Origin of the sequence: Ensifer canadensis, from assembly GCF_017488845.2 — a bacterium.
Lineage (GTDB): Bacteria > Pseudomonadota > Alphaproteobacteria > Rhizobiales > Rhizobiaceae > Ensifer > Ensifer canadensis.
Window position 1 is genome coordinate 3,733,794 of record NZ_CP083370.1, and the last position, 16,207, is coordinate 3,750,000.

Genomic DNA, 16,207 nt, shown 5'->3' on the forward strand with positions numbered 1-16,207 from the left:
CGATGGCCTTCTCTTCCAATATGTCATATCACCGGATCGATCCCCATTGAACCCGGCGCTACCCCGGGCCGAAACACTGGACTGGCTTGAATTGACGTCCCATTTTCTTCTCGGCATCGATACCGGCGGAACCTACACCGACGCCGTTCTCTTCAGCGAAACGGCGGGTGTCGTCGCCAAGGCAAAGGCGCTGACGACCCGCCACGATCTGGCCGTCGGGATTTCCGGCGCGGTGGAATCCGTCTTGGAGAAGGCCGGCGTCCCGGCTTCCGCCATCGGCCTCGTATCCCTGTCGACCACGCTTGCGACCAACGCGCTCGTCGAGGGCCAGGGCGGCCGTGCCGGCCTGGTGATGATCGGCTTCGGGCCAGACGATCTCAAGCGTGACGGGCTGCAGGATGCGCTCGGCTCCGATCCGGTGATCTTCCTGCCGGGCGGTCACAACGTTCACGGCGGCGAGACGCCGCTCGACATGACCGCGCTCGATGAGGCCCTGCCGACCTTGGCCAATCAGGTTTCCTCCTTTGCGATCGCCGGCTATTTTGCCGTCCGCAATCCGGATCACGAGAAGCGGGTGCGCGACCGCATCCGCGAAGTCTCGCATCTGCCGGTTACCTGCAGCCATGAGCTTTCGTCCAAGCTCGGCGGCCCGCGCCGGGCGCTGACGACACTGCTGAACGCCCGGCTCGTCTCGATGATCGATCGCCTGATCGGCTCGTGCGAGGGCTTTTTGAAGTCCCGCGGCATCGATGTGCCCATGATGGTTGTGCGCGGCGATGGCGCCTTGATCTCGGCCGAGGAGGCAAGACTTCGGCCGATCGAGACGATCCTTTCCGGCCCTGCCGCCAGCCTTGTCGGTGCGCGGCACCTGACCGGCCTCGACAATGCCGTGGTCTCGGATATCGGCGGCACGACGACGGATGTCGCGGTACTTGACCGCGGTCGTCCGCGGCTCGATGGCGAAGGTGCGGTGGTCGGCGGTTTCCGCACCATGGTCGAGGCGGTGGCGATGCGCACCTATGGCCTTGGCGGCGATTCGGAGGTCCGCATCAATGATCGTGGGCTGAAGGCGAAGATCGACCTTGGGCCGAGGCGGTTGATGCCGCTCAGCCTCGCGGCGGCGCTGCATGGCGATGCGGTGCTGTCCGTTTTGGAAAAACAACTGCGGGCGCAACATGCCGGCCGCAACAACGGCCGCCTGGCTGTTCGCACCGGTCTACCCGACCATCTGGCGAGCGGTCTGCAGCCACAGGAGCAGGCGCTCTACGAGCGCATCGGCACAGTGCCGATCTCGCTTGAAAACCTGCTGACCTCGACGCCGCAGCGGGCAACGCTGGACCGGCTGGTGGCACGCGGCCTGGTGCATATCTGCGGCCTGACGCCCTCCGATGCAATGCATGTGCTCGGCAGGCAGTCGCAATGGAGCGTCGAGGCTGCCCGTCTCGGCATCGAACTGGCAGCGCGCATCCGCGACGGCTCCGGCCAGCCGATTGCTGCATCTGCCGAGGCGATGGCCGAGATGATCGTCGATCGCGTCACGCGCCAATCGTGCGAAGTCATCCTGCAGGCCTGTCTCGGCGAAGACGGGGCAGGGGCCATCGACCCGGCGGTCTCGCAGGCAGTCGATCGTGCTCTGACCCGCGCGCCTGGTATCGTGCGGTTTTCGATCGGTCTCGATCGCCCGCTCGTCGGTTTGGGGGCTTCGGCCCCGGTCTATTATCCCGCTATTGCCGACATGCTTGGCACCGAGCCATCCATCCCTGATGAGGCCGATGTCGCAAATGCCATCGGTGCGGTTGTCGGCCAGGTGCGGGCAACCGTCACCGTGTTCGTCACCACGCCGGAAGAGGGCATTTTCATCGTCAACGGAGCAGGGGTGAGCGAGCGTTTTCTCGATCAGGACCAGGCCTTTTCAGCGGCCCGCCGTCGCGCCGAGACGATGGCGCTTGAGGCGGCACGCACCAACGGTGCCGACGAGCCGGCTTCGATGCTGCGAGAAGAAATCGACGCTCCCGAGGTCGAAGGAAGCCGCAAGCTGGTCGAGGCACGTTTCATCGCGTCGGCGAGCGGCAGGCCGCGCATTGCCCATGGCTGATCTTTTCGATTTTGGAAATAATTCTTCGCATCCTTGCTGAATTGACAGGGAATGAATTGGTGAGAAACTGCCGGCCTTTCACGCGCGCGAGTGGCCTGTTTCAAGGAGTAAAAAGATGGACCGCATTGAGAAATACGGATTGAAGATCGATGCAGGTCTGCATGGCTTTCTGGTCGACGAGGCGATGCCGGGCACCGGCGTCGACGCCGAGCGGTTTTTTTCCGCGCTGTCGGAGATCGTCCATGACCTCGCGCCGAAGAACCGCGCCTTGCTTGCCAAGCGCGACGATCTGCAGGCCAGGATCGATGCCTGGTATCGCGAAAATGGCGCGCCGAGCGACCTCGAAGCCTACCAGGGCTTTCTGAAGGAGATAGGTTATCTCCTGCCTGAGGGCCCCGAGTTTTCTGTTTCGACTGATAATGTCGATCCTGAAATCGCTACGATCGCCGGTCCGCAGCTCGTCGTTCCCGTCATGAATGCACGCTATGCCCTCAACGCCGCCAACGCACGCTGGGGTTCGCTCTATGACGCCCTCTACGGCACCGATGCCATTTCCGACGAAGGCGGTGCGGAAAAGGGACGCGGCTACAATCCCAAGCGCGGCACCAAGGTCATTGCCTGGGCGCGCGACTTCCTCAATGCAAGCGCGCCGCTGGAAAGCGGCAGCTGGGCGGATGTTGCGTCGCTGAAGATTGCTTCCGGCAGCCTTTCGGTTGCGCTTGCGGGCGGAGCGAAGACGACGCTTCGCAACTCCGAGCAGTTTGCCGGCTTTGCGGGTTCGCACGAAGCGCCGTCGCAGATCGTTCTCCGGCACAACAATCTGCATGCCGTCGTCGTTCTCGATGCGACGACTCCGATCGGCAAGGATGACCCGGCTCATATTTCCGACGTCATTCTCGAATCCGCGATCACCACCATCATGGACTGCGAAGATTCGGTTGCGGCGGTCGATGCCGAAGACAAGGTCGTCGTATACCGCAACTGGCTCGGCCTGATGAAGGGCGATCTCGAGGAGGAAGTCGCCAAGGGCGGCCGCAGCTTCATGCGCCGCCTCAACGCCGATCGCGTCTACACGGCGCCAAGTGGGGGCACGCTGACCTTGCCAGGCCGCTCGTTGATGCTGGTGCGCAACGTCGGTCACCTGATGACGAATCCGGCTATCCTTGATCGCGACGGAAACGAGGTGCCGGAAGGCATCATGGACGCGATGGCAACCGCGCTGATCGCTCTGCACGATATCGGCCAGGGCGGCCGCCGCATGAACTCCCGCGACGGCTCAATGTATGTCGTCAAGCCGAAGATGCATGGGCCGGAAGAAGTCGCTTTCGCCTGCGAGATCTTCTCGCGCGTCGAGGCGGCACTCGGCATGCCCGCCAACACCATGAAGATGGGCATCATGGACGAGGAGCGCCGCACGACGGTCAATCTCAAGGAGTGCATCCGCGCCGCGCGCGAACGCGTCGTCTTCATCAACACCGGTTTCCTCGATCGCACCGGCGACGAGATCCACACTTCGATGGAAGCCGGTCCGATGATCCGCAAGGGCGACATGAAACAGGCCGCCTGGATCGGCGCTTACGAAAACTGGAACGTCGACATCGGTCTCGAATGCGGGCTTTCCGGCCATGCGCAGATCGGCAAGGGCATGTGGGCCATGCCGGACCTGATGGCGGCGATGCTGGAGCAGAAGGTCGCCCACCCGAAGGCGGGTGCCAATACCGCCTGGGTGCCGTCGCCGACGGCTGCGACCCTGCACGCTACGCATTATCACCGGGTCAATGTCGCCGACGTTCAGGCCGGCTTGAAGAGCCGGGCACGGGCCAAGCTCAGCGATATACTGTCGGTTCCGGTCGCGACCCGTCCGAACTGGACGCCAGAGGAAATCCAGCGCGAGCTCGATAACAACGCGCAGGGCATTCTCGGCTACGTCGTGCGCTGGGTCGATCAGGGCGTCGGTTGCTCCAAGGTGCCCGACATCAACAATGTCGGCCTGATGGAGGATCGTGCCACTCTGCGCATCTCGGCGCAGCACATGGCGAACTGGTTGCATCACGGCGTCGTCACCGAGGCGCAGGTGGTCGAGACGATGGAGCGCATGGCCGCCGTCGTCGACGGCCAGAACGCCGATGATGCACAGTATGCAGCGATGGCCGGCAATTTTGACGGCTCGATTGCCTTCCAGGCAGCGCTCGAGCTGGTGCTCAAGGGCCGCGAGCAGCCGAACGGTTATACCGAACCGGTCCTGCATCGCCGTCGCCGCGAGTTGAAGGCCCGGCTGGCCGCCTGATCAAGGCGGCGCCGGGCTTCATCAACGCCGGAGACTTTCCAGGAAAACTGCGAAGCGGTTTTCCGTCCGGAAACGCGAAAAACCAAAGACATAGGGCGTTTCCGTGCCTCCGTTTGGGGCGGAAACGCTGTAGATCAGAACTCGGCCCAGCCTTCGGTGGACAAGGCCGCGTTGCCCTGCACCGCATACCCAGCCGATCGTACCGCAGGCGGTCGGTTTCCGATGTTCGCGTGCTGTTGGGGCGTGACGGCGCGGGGCGGCGTCCGCCGCGCCTCTGGCTTGGCCGCGGCACGGGTTTCCCCGGAAAGTTGGAACCTTCCGATCAGGGCGCGAAGGTTCGTGCCTTCCTGGGCAAGCGTCGCCGACGCGGCATTCGCCTCCTCGACCATGGCGGCGTTGCGCTGCGTCACCTGATCCATCTGGTTGACGGCGGTATTGACCTCGGCCAGCCCTACCGACTGTTCCCGGGCCGAGGTGGCGATGGCAGCCATATGCTCGTTGATGGTGATGACGTGCGCCTCGATGGTCTTGAGCGCCTCGCCGGTGTCGCGCACCAGCCGCACCCCGCTCTCGACTTCGGAGCTGGAGCTGCGAATCAGTTCCTTGATTTCCTTGGCTGCCTTTGCCGAACGCTGCGCCAGTTCGCGCACTTCCTGCGCCACGACCGCAAATCCCTTGCCGGCGTCGCCCGCCCGCGCTGCCTCGACGCCGGCGTTCAGCGCCAAAAGGTTGGTCTGAAAGGCGATCTCATCGATCACACCGATGATGCTGGAAATCTGACTGGATGATTCTTCGATCCGCCGCATCGCCTCGACGGCATTGGCCACGACGACGGCCGACTGCGTCGCGCTGGTCTTTGCTTCGCCTGCCACGTCGCGGGCTTCCTCCGTCCGGCGCGAGGAATTGCTGACATTGGCGGTGATCTGGTCGAGGGCCGCTGCCGTTTCCTCCAGGGATGCCGCCTGTTGCTCCGTGCGTTTCGACAGGTCGTCGGCGCTCTGGCTGATTTCGCGGGTGCCCATGCCGATATTGCCGGCGCTGTCAGCGACGGCGAGCATGGCATCGTTGAGCTGCGCGGCGGCCTTGTTGAGGTCGTGACGCAACTGCTCGAACTCTGCGGAGAAGGGTTCCTCCAGCCGCACGGCGAGATCGCCGTCGGCCAGCCGCTGCAAGCCGGTCGCAAGGCCTGACGTCGCCTGGATCAATTTCTGCTGCGCGGCCTCTTCGGCCTCGTCCTGCATCCGCGTGCGTTCCGCTTCGCCATTGCGGCGGCTTTCCTCGGCCTCGGCCTGCAGACGAAGGTTGGATCGGGCCGCTTCCCGGAACGACTGGATGGCGCGGGCCATCTCGGCGATTTCGTCCTTGCCGGTCACATTCGATCCGTCGTCTTCGAGATGGCCGTCGATCAGCTTGCGCATCGCCCCGATCTGCCTGGCGAGCGGACCGATGACGCCACGTGAAACCACCAGGTAGGTTCCAGCAGCCAGCGCGAGAACGAGCAGGATGATGCCGATGCTGACAGCTCGCACCGTTTCGAATTCGCGATGCTGTTCCTGAAAGACCTTGTCCGACAAGTGCACCTGAAGGTCGGAAATTTCCGAGATGGTCTCGGTCAAGGGATCGATGGTTTCGTAAAGCGAGGTGCGAACGAAGCTGTCGAGCGCCGCAGAATCACGCTCAGACAGGATTTTCGTCAGCGTTGCGATCGAGTCCATCGCGACCACCATCTGCTGCTTGGCGTTCTCGACAAGCTTCTGCTCCTCCGGTGTCATAGAGGTCGCGACATAGGCGTCCCAATTGGCGGTTATCACCTGCCGGGCGTCGTTGACCGAGGCAAGACCGGCCTCCATCGTCTCGTTTCCGTTGCGCACCTTGTGCGCCGCGTCGACGATCGAGACGGCAAAAGCGTCCGATGTTGCCTTCAGATTTTTCAAGGGAACGATACGGTCGGCATAGACCGCATCCATCGTCGCGCTGTTTTCGGCAAGCGCATGCTGGCTGTAGACGGCAATGCCGATCGCGATGAGTGACAACAGTGCAATCGCACTCAGGAGCTTGGTCTTGATCAGCATGGCGGTCCCTTGGTTAGGTATCTCTCGGCCACACTTTTTAATTAATTAGATAATCCTTACTTAATAAGGCGCTGAATTTCAGGCCTTCTTGCGCGTTTTTTGAACAAATAATCGCAACGGAACCGGAAGCCAGCCACCCTGGTTTGAAGCACCGGAAGCGGGGCAACTCTGCGTAGCGACGTCGAGGAAATATCGTCGCGGACGTTCGGCCAACAAAAAAGCCGCCGAGGAATCCGGCGGCTTTCTGATTGCATGATCCTGGTCGCGTTTTACTGCTGAACGACCACGCGTGCGTTCTTGCCCGGACGAACGCGGGAGTAGAGATCGATGATGTCCTGGTTCATCAGACGGATGCAGCCCGACGAAGCGGCCGTGCCGATCGACGACCATTCCGGCGTGCCATGCAGGCGGAACAGCGTGTCCTTGCCCTGGTCGTTGAAGAGATAGAGTGCACGAGCGCCGAGCGGGTTCTTCAGGCCCGGGCCCATGCCTGCCTCGACATACTTGGCCACTTCCGGCTTCCGTTCCGCCATTTCCTTCGGCGGGTGCCACATCGGCCATTCCTGCTTCCAGGCGATATAGGCTTCGCCTTCCCATGCAAAGCCGGCCTTGCCGACGCCGATTCCGTAGCGAACGGCCTTGCCGCCGGGCAGCACGTAGTAGAGGAACCGGTTCGGGGTGTTGACGACGATGGTGCCGGGACGCTCGCTCGTCGAATAATCGACGATCTGGCGATGGAAGCGGCCATCGACCTTGTTGATCGGAACTGCAGGGAGCGCGTAACCGTGATCCTCAACTGCGCCATAATTGCCCGAAAAGATCTGATCCGAAGCGACCTGTTCCGCAACGGGAGCAGGCTCACCGCTTGCCGTCTCGGACTTGGTCGAAGTTGTCGAGCAGCCGGCTACGGCGAGTGTCGCCGCCAGGCTGCACAGGAGGAAGGCATTGCGGAAGCGCATAGGAGTCTCTTAAAATAAGAAGCGAAGAAAAACTGGGTCGGCCCGACCATCAGTGACAACGGTTATTTTCGATTAGTTGCTGCTATGCAAGGGATTGCGTGGCAACAAGGCGGCGGGAAAGTGTAAATTCCGTGACGCTGGCTTTTTTGCAACAAAAGCGGTGGCAGACGAGAGTCTAGACGAATGACAATTCTCTCTATCCATGACGACAACCCTCTCGTGGACGGTCGACAATCGAATCGCGCGCTCATGGTGCGCCGCGGGGTTCAGCGGCTTTTCACGGAATTGCGCCACGCGGTGCTGCCGGAATTGACGCTCGCCAGCGGCCGGCGTGCCGATCTCATCTCGCTGTCGGCGAAGGGCGAAATCTGGATCGTCGAGATCAAGACGTCGATCGAGGATTTCCGCGTCGATCGCAAATGGCCTGATTATCGGCAGCACTGCGACCGGCTGTTCTTCGCCACCCATGGTGACGTCCCGCTCGATATCTTTCCGGATGATTGTGGATTGCTGCTGTCGGATGGCTACGACGGACACATCATTCGCGAGGCACCGGAACACCGGCTTGCACCGGCAACCCGCAAGTCCGTGCTGCAGCTCTTTGCCCGCACCGCCGCACAACGGCTGATGCTGGCGGAGTGGGCTGCCGAGCGCAATGGCGAACTCGGCAACTCCATTCGCGATATCGTTTCCGGCTCCCGCGACGGGTCAGCCGAGGGTTGACTACTTCGGCGCGCGTTTTGCCAGGATCCGCTGCAGCGTTCGGCGATGCATGTTGAGCCGACGCGCCGTCTCCGACACGTTGCGCTCGCACATCTCATAGACGCGCTGGATATGCTCCCACCGCACCCGGTCGGCCGACATCGGGTTTTCCGGTGGTTCGACCCGTTCGCCCTGGCGCTGCACCAGTGCTGCGAAGATGTCGTCGGCGTCGGCAGGCTTGGCGAGGTAGTCGACCGCGCCGAGCTTCACCGCATTCACGGCCGTTGCAATATTGCCGTAGCCGGTAAGCATGATCATGCGGGTGTCGTCACGGCGGCTGCGGATCGCCTCGATTACGTCGAGGCCGCTGCCGTCGCCGAGCCTCAGATCGATGACGGCGTATTTCGGCGGGTTGCCCTTCGCCTTGGCGATGCCTTCGGCAACGGACTCGGCGATATCGACGGTAAAGCCGCGCGCTTCCATGGCGCGGGCGAGGCGTCGAAGGAACGGCGCGTCATCGTCGACGAGCAGCAGCGTTCTGTCCGGTCCGATCAGTTCGGCGTCCTGGGCGTGCGTGCTGGGCGAAGCTGTCGATTTTTCGGTCATTCTCGCAATCCTTGGGCGAAAAACGGGACGTTTTCACCGAGATTATAGGTTTCCTGTCATCCCGTTCAATAAACTGCCAAACGTCATTTCGCCAGTTTCGTGTCCATCAGCGCACGCGGCCATTCGACGCTGACCTTGGCGCCGGGGCGATCGGCGCCGCCGTTCTCGAAGCGTAGGCGCGCGCCGGACCGCTCGAGCAGGGTCTTGGCAATGAACAGGCCGAGCCCCAGGCCGCCGGCGCTGTCATCCTTCTGCCTGCGCGTGACATAGGGTTCGCCGATGCGCATCAGAATATCGGGGGCAAATCCATCGCCGTCATCGGCAATCGTCACCTTGACGTGGTCGGCGGTGTGCTCGACCGTCACGGTCACCTCCTGCTTGGCATAGTCGACCGCATTTTCCAGTAGATTGCCGAGCCCGTAGAGAATGCCCGCATTGCGGTTGCCGACCGGCTCCGATGCCTTGTCACCCTTTTCGACAAGATTGATGTGAATGCCGAACTCGCGGTGCGGCGCCATCACTTCCTCGACCAGCGAGGATAGCGGCAAGAGCCGCATATGCTCTTCGCTTTCGGAGGACAGCGTCGTCAGCCGCTTGAGAATGTCGCGGCATCGCTCGCTCTGGCTGCGCAGCAGATGCACGTCCTCGCCGAAGCGTGGGTCGTCACCGAGCTCACGCTCCATTTCCTTGGCAACGACACTGATCGTGGCAAGCGGCGTGCCGAGCTCGTGGGCAGCGGCCGCCGCCAGGCCGTCGAGCTGCGAAAGGTGTTTTTCACGCTGGAGCACGAGCTCGGTCGCCGTCAACGCCTCCGACAGTTCGCTCGCTTCGAGCGAGACGCGGTAGGTATAGAACGCGGCAAAGGCCGTCATCGACACGATCGCGAACCAGATGCCGGCCGTCAGCACCCGCGGCATCAAGAGAAGCGTGCCGGGATACCAGGGCAGCGGGAACGGCGAAAAGGCAAGGACGGTGACACCGATGACCGCAAGGCCGGCAAGAACGATGCTGTGCGGCTTCGGCTGCGAGGCCGAGGAAATGATGACCGGAACGCAAAGCAGCGGCGCAAACGGATTGGCAAGCCCGCCGGTGATGAAGAGCAGGCCGGTCAGCTGCGCGAGATCGAGCCCGAGCAAGGCAAACGCGGCCGGCGGTCGCAACCGGTGCGTCGGGGGGAAGCGCAGGGTGAGGTAGGTGTTGACCAGCGCCAATGTGGCAATCAGCACCAGGCACAAGAGCAAGGGCAGCGGAAACTGCAGCCACAGCGTTGTGATGATGACGGCGATCGATTGGCCGCCGACCGCAAGCCAGCGCAGGCGAATGAGCGTCTGCAGGCGCAGGCTTCTGTTCGAAGTCGGATCATTGTGTTCCAGTGCCACTGCCGTCATGCCTGCTCTTGTTCCTATGGCCCCCGTCAAGGGTATTGCCTCATGTACCACGCGGTTTTGCCCGTGTCGTCGGCGCGGCCTCCGCCGGGTTCTCCGGCCAGGGGTGCTTGGGATAACGCCCGCGCATGTCGGCCCGGACATCCCGCCACGACCCGGCCCAGAAACCCGGCAGGTCACGCGTGGTCTGGATCGGCTGCCGGCCGGGCGAAATCAGTTCGAGCAGCAGCGGCAGCCGGCCATCGCCGATAGCAGGGTGTTTTTTGAGCCCGAAGAGTTCCTGCACCCGGATGGAGAGAAGCGGTTCGTCGCCGTCATAGTGGATCGGATGCCGTTGTCCCGTCGGCGCCTCGAAATGCGTCGGTGCCAGTTTTGCCAGCTCCCGCTGCCGGTCGTGCGGGACCAGCGACAGCAATCCTTCGGAAAGCGCGCCGGCCTTGATGTCGGCGATAGCGGTGACGCCGTGTTGAAACGGAACGAACCAGTCCTCGAGCGTCGCAAGCAGGGCTGCGTCGGAAACGTCCGGCCAGGGTTCGCCGAGCGAGCGATACAGGAAACCGATGCGATCGCGCAGTTGCATCGCCTCCTTGGAAAACGGCAGGACCGCCAGTCCAAGCTGGCGAACGCCATCGGCAAGCGCGCGTGCTGCGCTTTCGCCAGTCGGTCTTGGAAGCGGCGCCTCCTCGAAGATGATCGCACCCAGCCGGGTGACGCGGCGCGCGCGCACCTGGCGGCTCGCCCGGTCGAAGACGCTTTGCTCTTCCCGCACGATCGCTTCGGGCATATGCGCGTCGACGTCGGCGCGCGAAAGCTCGGCCGCCGCCAGCACGCGCTGGCCGCCGGCGCGGCCCGTGAGGTCGGCGATCACAAGCATGTTTGCCGCAGCGAGGCGCTCGGTCTCGGCGATCTCGGCCCCACGGCCGTTTGCCATCACGAACCGCCCACGGCCACCGCGCTGAAGCGCGATGCGGTCCGGGAAGGCGTGCATCAGCAAGGCGCCGGGCTGGACCGGTTCGCTCGACTTTCGCGCCCCTTTGAGTTCCGCCGCCATGCGGCGGGCAAGATTGCGCGAGGCTTCGGCGCGCTCGCCGCGCTCCTGGCGAAAGCGGCGCAGCCGGTCCTCCAGGTCGATGGCGTTGCCGCCAAGGCCTTGCTCCGTCAGCATGACCGCGAGCAGACAGGCCGCCTCGCCCTGGCCCTCCTCGGCCGCCGAAACCGCCATGGCCGCAAGGCGCGGCGGCAGGGCCAGATCACGGATCTTGCGTCCCCTTGGGGTCAGCGCGCCGAAACCATCGAGCGCGCCAAGCTCGCTCAGCAGCTTTCGCGCTTCCATCAGGGTCGTTTCCGGCGGTGGGTCGATGAAGGCAAGCGCTGCGGGATCGGTGACGCCCCAGTGCGCCATGTCGAGCAGCAGTCCGGAAAGATCGCTGGCCAGGATCTGCGGCGGCGTGAAGGCCGCAAGCGCTGCAGTCTGGCCGGCATGCCAGAGGCGGATGGCAATGCCCGGCTCCGTTCGCCCGGCTCGGCCGGCGCGCTGATCGGCCGACGCACGCGAGACGCGCACGGTTTCAAGCCGGGTGATGCCGGTCGACGCTTCGAAGACCGGCAGTCTCTGCAAGCCGCTGTCGATGACGATCCGCACGCCGTCGATGGTGATCGAGGTTTCGGCGATCGAGGTGGCAAGAACGATCTTGCGCGTGCCTTTCGGCGCCGGCCGGATCGCCGCATCCTGCTCCTTCTGCGTCAGGTTTCCGTAAAGCGGAACGACCGTCGTATCGGCTGTAAACCGGTCGGCAAGCCGTGCCGCCGTCCGGGTGATTTCGGCCTGTCCCGGCAGAAAGGCGAGGATCGATCCTTCTTCGCTGCGATGCGCCTCGACGATGGCGCGCACGACTGCGTCCTCGACGCTCTCGCCGCCGCGGTCCTGGTTGCGGATGTCGATGGGGAAACTACGCCCCTGGCTTTCGACGACGGTCGCGTCACCGAGCAGTTTTGAAACGCGCTCGACGTCGAGTGTTGCCGACATGACGATGATCCGGAGATCGTCGCGCAGCGCAGACTGGACGTCGAGCGCCAGTGCCAGGCCGAAATCGGCATCGAGTGAACGTTCGTGAAATTCGTCGAAGAGAACCGCGGAGACGCCCGCCAGCTCCGGATCGTCGAGGATCATGCGGGCAAAAACGCCTTCGGTCACTACTTCGATCCGGGTCTTGGCCGATATCCGGTTGTCGAGTCGCATGCGATAGCCGACGGTTTCGCCCACTTTCTCGCCGAGTAGCTCCGCCATGCGCCCGGCCGCTGCCCGGGCGGCGAGCCGCCGGGGTTCGAGCAGGACGATCTTGCCGCCGTCGAGCCACGGTTGCTCGAGCAGGAACAGCGGCACGAGCGTCGTCTTGCCGGCGCCGGGTGGCGCCGAAAGCACGACGGAGCGGGCCTTGTCGAGAGCTTCGGCGATCTCGGGCAGGACCTCGCGAACCGGCAAGGCGGGCAGGGTAAGCGTCACGATTGTCTCTCCGCTCCGATATGGATGAGCGCACCGCCGGCGGCGTCCGCGTCCGCGCGGTCATGGGTCACGAGGATTGTCGGCAGGCCTGCGGACCGCGCCTTGGCAAAGACCAGCTCGCGCGTTTGCTGGCGCAAGGCCATGTCGAGTTTGGAAAAAGGCTCGTCGAGCAGCAGCAGGCGCGGCTCGGAGAGAAGCACGCGTTGGAGCGCGACACGCGCCTTCTGCCCGCCCGAAAGCGTCTCCGGGTCGCGGTCGAAGAACCCGCCAAGCCCGCCTTCATCGAGCGCGTTTTCTGCCATCCGACGCCTGACGTCTCGGTCCTTGAACGCCTCGGGTATGGCAAAGACGATGTTGCCGCCGACCGAAAGATGCGGGAACAGCAGCGGATCCTGGAAGAGAATGCCGGTGTGGCGCTGTTGCGGCCGCAGCGCGATCAGATCGTCCTGCCCGAGCAGAACTGCACCGCTGGCGGTAAAGGCAGGGTCGAGAAATCCGCCGATATAGGCGAGCAGCGTCGACTTGCCGGAGCCCGACGGACCCATGATCGTCAGGACGTCGCCGGGCATGACCGTCGCCGAAACGGAAAGCAGCAGCCGGTCGGCCAGCCGGATCGTCACATCGGACAAAGTCAGAGGCATCGTCTTGCCTGGCGTTCGCATTCAGATCCTCATTGCCCGTCGGTGGCGGAATAGCAACTGCGGCACGAGCGATGCAATGAGAAAACCGAGAAACGGCAACAGTGCCTGAAGCAGCGCATAAACGCCGATGATGCGCCGATCTCCTCCCGACGAAAGCGCCACCGCCTCGGTGGTGATCGTCGTCACCCGTCCGGCGCCGATCAGCACGGTCGGCAGGTAGAGGCTGACGGAGACCGCAAAGCCGACGGCAAATGCCGTCAGGCAGGCGCGAAGCAGCATGGGCAGTCGAATGGTCATGAGGATCTTGAGTGGCGATTTACCCAGTCCCGATGCGACCTGTTCGTAGCGCCGGTCGAGCGCCCGCCAGGGCGGCGCTAGTGACAGAAGCACATAGGGCAGAACGAAGACCAGATGCACGGCGGCAACGGTGGCGATCGACGGCGAAAACCCCGCCATTGCTGCCAGGATCTGCAATCCAAACACGAAGGCGATCTCCGGGACCAGCAATGGCAGGAAGACGGGAAACCAGCGCTCGGCGGTGCCGTGAGCACTGCGCGATAGCAGGCCGATGGCGATCGCAAGTGCGAGGAGCGATGACAGCAGGGCGATGATGATAGTGTTGGCCAGAGGTCCGGCGAACCCTCCAAGGGCGCGTTGCCATGTTCTGAAGGTGAGGCTTGTCGGCAGACTATCAGGGAATGGCCACAGCCCTGCAATCGACCAGAGCGCCAGCAGGCCGAGCCCGGTAAAGATCAACGCCGCGGACAAGGTCGTGATCACGGCTGCGGTCCGGCGAAGAAGTCGGTCGTCACTCAGGCGTTTTCCCGAAGCGCTCAGGCGCCGGTGACAAAGACGACCGAGCCGTTCGACGCCGATCCAGACCACGATCGCGAACAGGCCGAGCGCTAGCTGCAGCACGGCGCCGGCCGAAGCGAGGAACCGGGCGCCGATGTCGTCGTCGGCCAGCCATTGGGCGATACGTACCGGCAATGTCGGCGGCAATCGGGGCCCAAGGATCATCGCGACGTCGATCACCGAGGTCGAGTAGACCAGCACCGCGAAGACAGGCAGGCGGATCTGCCGATAAAGCAGCGGCCAGAGCGCGATGATAAAGCCCGATACCCGGCCATAGCCGAGAGCTGACATCAAACGTCGCGCATTCGCCACGGGCAGCTGCGGCAGTGCCGCCAGCATTACCAGCAGCAGAAAGGGCATCTCCTTGGCAATAAGACCGGATATCATCGACAACCCGAGCGGATCGTTCGGCACGAGCCAGTCCGGCGGTCGGTCGAAGCCGGTGAGTTCGGGAGAGGCGAGCCGAATGAGAAAACCGGACGGCGCGATCAGGAAGGCGATCGCAAATGCCGATGCGGCGTGCGGAACGGCCAGCAGCGGTGAAAGCAGATGCTGGATGAAGGCGAAGGGTCGCGTTCCGGCGAAACCCGCGACAAAGGTGCAGACCACCATCAGGGTGACAAACGTGCTGATCAACCCTGCCGCCAGACTGATCAGAGCCGAGCGCAGGATATGCGGCTGGGCGACCAGCGCCTCGAAATGCCCGAGCGTGAGCTGCGTACCGCCGAGTGCGGGCAGGTAGCCGAAGGCCGGAAGCAGGGTGCCGGCGAGACCAGCCAAAACCGGCAGGCACAGCATGACCGCCACACCTGTGCCGATGCCCCGCTGCAGGGCGTCCCTCACAGGGATGTCCGTCGATGGCGCCGGCACTCGCCGTTAATTGGCGGCGCCATATCGGCGGATCCATTCGGTTTCGATCCGCGTCATCCAGTCGGGATGCGGTTCGGCAAGCGCCGGGCCGAGCTGATCGGGCGGCAATGTCGCCACCCCGAGATCGAGGGCTGCAAAGGCGGCACGGTCGGCATCCGGTAGTTTCACCATCGCCAGCACCGTCGGGTCACCCCAGTATTGGGCGTCCTGTTTGCGCAACTGCGCCTCGGGAGAGAGCAGGAAATCCGCAAGCAGCAGCGCGCCCGCACCAGCATTGGCGTTATAGGGAATGGCAACGAAATGGGTGTTGCCAAGCGTTCCGCCGGAAAAGACGAAGGAGCGGACGGTGTCCGGCAGCTCGCCATTGGCGATAGCCGCCGAAGCTTCGGCGGGATTGAAGGCGAAGATGATGTCGAGTTCCCCGTCGGCCAGCTTCTGCTTCATATCGGGGTAGTTCTGCGGATAGGCCTTTCCCTTGCGCCATAACAACGGCGTCAGCTGGTCGAGATAGGCAAAGAGCGGCGCCACATCCTGTTGAAACGTTGCCTCGTCCACGGGCTTCAGCAACTTGCTCCTGTTATCGATGAGCTCGATCAGCGCCTGCTTCAAGAACGAGGAGCCGGCGAAATCCGGCGGCTGCGGATAGGAGAAGCGTCCCGGATGGGCCTTTGCCCAGCCAAGCAGGTCTTTTGCCGATGTGGGCAGCTGCGCGGTTGGCGTGCGGGCCTTGTCATAGAAAAAGACCAGTTTGGCGCCGCCCCAAGGGCTTTCGAGCCCTTCCGTCGGTACGGTGAAGTCGGTGAGGATTGTCGGCTTCGTCTCGTGGTCGACATAGGCCCAGTTCGGAAGCCGGGTTGCCCAGCTGGGGCTGAAGAGCAGGCCCTGCCGCTTCATCGCGGCAAAGTTCTCGCCATTGATCCAGATGAGATCGACGGTGCCGGCAGCATCCTTGCCCGCCGATCTCTCCGCAAGCACGGTTGCGACCGCTTTGGCAGTGTCATCGAGTTTTACATGCACGACGTTGACGCCGTAGCGCGCCTTCATCTGTTCGCCCGCCCAGGCGATATAGGCATTGATATTGGCTGAACCGCCCCAGGCGTTGAAATAAACCGTCTCGCCCTTGGCCTCGGAAACGACCGAAGCCCAGTTGTCGATGTCGAAAGCGGCCGCCGGGCAGGCAAGGCTAAGTGTGGCGACGACCGCCGCTGCCCATCGTCTTACCCATCCGATCA

The 16,207-nt window shown here is 63.4% G+C and carries 11 protein-coding genes (1 of these 11 running past the window's edge); 3 read left to right on the plus strand and 8 right to left on the minus strand.

What is annotated here, in order from left to right:
* Nucleotides 1–91: 91 nt before the first annotated feature.
* Both J3R84_RS18045 and J3R84_RS18050 read left to right on the plus strand, forming a co-directional pair.
* A complete protein-coding gene (locus J3R84_RS18045; protein WP_025425365.1) occupies nt 92–2,095 on the plus strand; it encodes a hydantoinase/oxoprolinase N-terminal domain-containing protein in 2,004 nt (667 codons plus the stop codon).
* 115 nt (nt 2,096–2,210) lie between these two features.
* Nucleotides 2,211–4,382: a malate synthase G gene (locus J3R84_RS18050; protein ID WP_025425366.1), complete on the plus strand. Its 2,172-nt coding sequence runs from the start codon at nt 2,211–2,213 to the stop codon at nt 4,380–4,382.
* 134 nt (nt 4,383–4,516) lie between these two features.
* Here J3R84_RS18050 and J3R84_RS18055 read toward each other — a convergent pair whose 3' ends face one another.
* A complete protein-coding gene (locus J3R84_RS18055; RefSeq protein ID WP_057206497.1) occupies nt 4,517–6,454 on the minus strand; it encodes a methyl-accepting chemotaxis protein in 1,938 nt (645 codons plus the stop codon).
* A gap of 269 nt (nt 6,455–6,723) precedes the next feature.
* Nucleotides 6,724–7,413, minus strand: coding sequence for a L,D-transpeptidase (locus J3R84_RS18060; RefSeq protein WP_025425367.1), 690 nt, complete (start codon nt 7,411–7,413; stop codon nt 6,724–6,726).
* 183 nt (nt 7,414–7,596) lie between these two features.
* Here J3R84_RS18060 and J3R84_RS18065 point away from each other — a divergent pair, with 183 nt between their 5' ends.
* Nucleotides 7,597–8,136 carry an MmcB family DNA repair protein gene (locus J3R84_RS18065; RefSeq protein WP_025425368.1) on the plus strand — a complete coding sequence of 180 codons (540 nt, stop codon included), beginning with the start codon at nt 7,597–7,599 and terminating at the stop codon, nt 8,134–8,136.
* Here the strand turns inward: J3R84_RS18065 and J3R84_RS18070 are convergent, their stop codons facing one another.
* From J3R84_RS18070 to J3R84_RS18095, 6 genes are all read right to left on the minus strand, one after another.
* Nucleotides 8,137–8,721 (minus strand): ActR/PrrA/RegA family redox response regulator transcription factor, encoded by a 585-nt coding sequence (locus J3R84_RS18070; RefSeq protein WP_025425369.1) that lies wholly within the window; start codon nt 8,719–8,721, stop codon nt 8,137–8,139.
* Nucleotides 8,722–8,804: 83 nt separating this feature from the next.
* Nucleotides 8,805–10,109 carry an ActS/PrrB/RegB family redox-sensitive histidine kinase gene (locus J3R84_RS18075; RefSeq protein WP_025425370.1) on the minus strand — a complete coding sequence of 435 codons (1,305 nt, stop codon included), beginning with the start codon at nt 10,107–10,109 and terminating at the stop codon, nt 8,805–8,807.
* Between the two features lie 40 nt (nt 10,110–10,149).
* Nucleotides 10,150–12,609 carry an ATP-dependent helicase HrpB gene (gene hrpB / locus J3R84_RS18080; protein ID WP_025425371.1) on the minus strand — a complete coding sequence of 820 codons (2,460 nt, stop codon included), beginning with the start codon at nt 12,607–12,609 and terminating at the stop codon, nt 10,150–10,152.
* Nucleotides 12,606–13,271, minus strand: coding sequence for an ATP-binding cassette domain-containing protein (locus J3R84_RS18085; protein WP_025425372.1), 666 nt, complete (start codon nt 13,269–13,271; stop codon nt 12,606–12,608). The genes hrpB and J3R84_RS18085 overlap by 4 nt, the downstream gene beginning before the upstream one ends.
* Nucleotides 13,272–14,903: an ABC transporter permease gene (locus J3R84_RS18090; RefSeq protein ID WP_051509141.1), complete on the minus strand. Its 1,632-nt coding sequence runs from the start codon at nt 14,901–14,903 to the stop codon at nt 13,272–13,274.
* Nucleotides 14,904–14,981: 78 nt separating this feature from the next.
* A protein-coding gene (locus J3R84_RS18095) for an ABC transporter substrate-binding protein (protein ID WP_025425374.1) crosses the window boundary here: on the minus strand, nt 14,982–16,207 show its 3' portion. 1 nt of this gene lie beyond the right edge of the window; the window shows 1,226 of its 1,227 coding nt (coding positions 2–1,227); the start codon is cut by the window's right edge — 2 of its three bases fall inside, at nt 16,206–16,207; the stop codon is at nt 14,982–14,984.

Bases quoted from the DNA above. Each gene is read 5' to 3' on its own strand.
- J3R84_RS18050 (WP_025425366.1), top strand. From the start codon at position 2,211: ATGGACCGCATTGAGAAATACGGATTGAAGATCGATGCAGGTCTGCAT.
- J3R84_RS18065 (WP_025425368.1), top strand. From the start codon at position 7,597: ATGACAATTCTCTCTATCCATGACGACAACCCTCTCGTGGACGGTCGA.
- J3R84_RS18070 (WP_025425369.1), bottom strand. From the start codon at position 8,721: ATGACCGAAAAATCGACAGCTTCGCCCAGCACGCACGCCCAGGACGCC.
- J3R84_RS18085 (WP_025425372.1), bottom strand. From the start codon at position 13,271: ATGCGAACGCCAGGCAAGACGATGCCTCTGACTTTGTCCGATGTGACG.
- J3R84_RS18060 (WP_025425367.1), bottom strand. From the start codon at position 7,413: ATGCGCTTCCGCAATGCCTTCCTCCTGTGCAGCCTGGCGGCGACACTC.
- J3R84_RS18055 (WP_057206497.1), bottom strand. From the start codon at position 6,454: ATGCTGATCAAGACCAAGCTCCTGAGTGCGATTGCACTGTTGTCACTC.
- J3R84_RS18075 (WP_025425370.1), bottom strand. From the start codon at position 10,109: ATGACGGCAGTGGCACTGGAACACAATGATCCGACTTCGAACAGAAGC.
- J3R84_RS18090 (WP_051509141.1), bottom strand. From the start codon at position 14,903: ATGCTGTGCCTGCCGGTTTTGGCTGGTCTCGCCGGCACCCTGCTTCCG.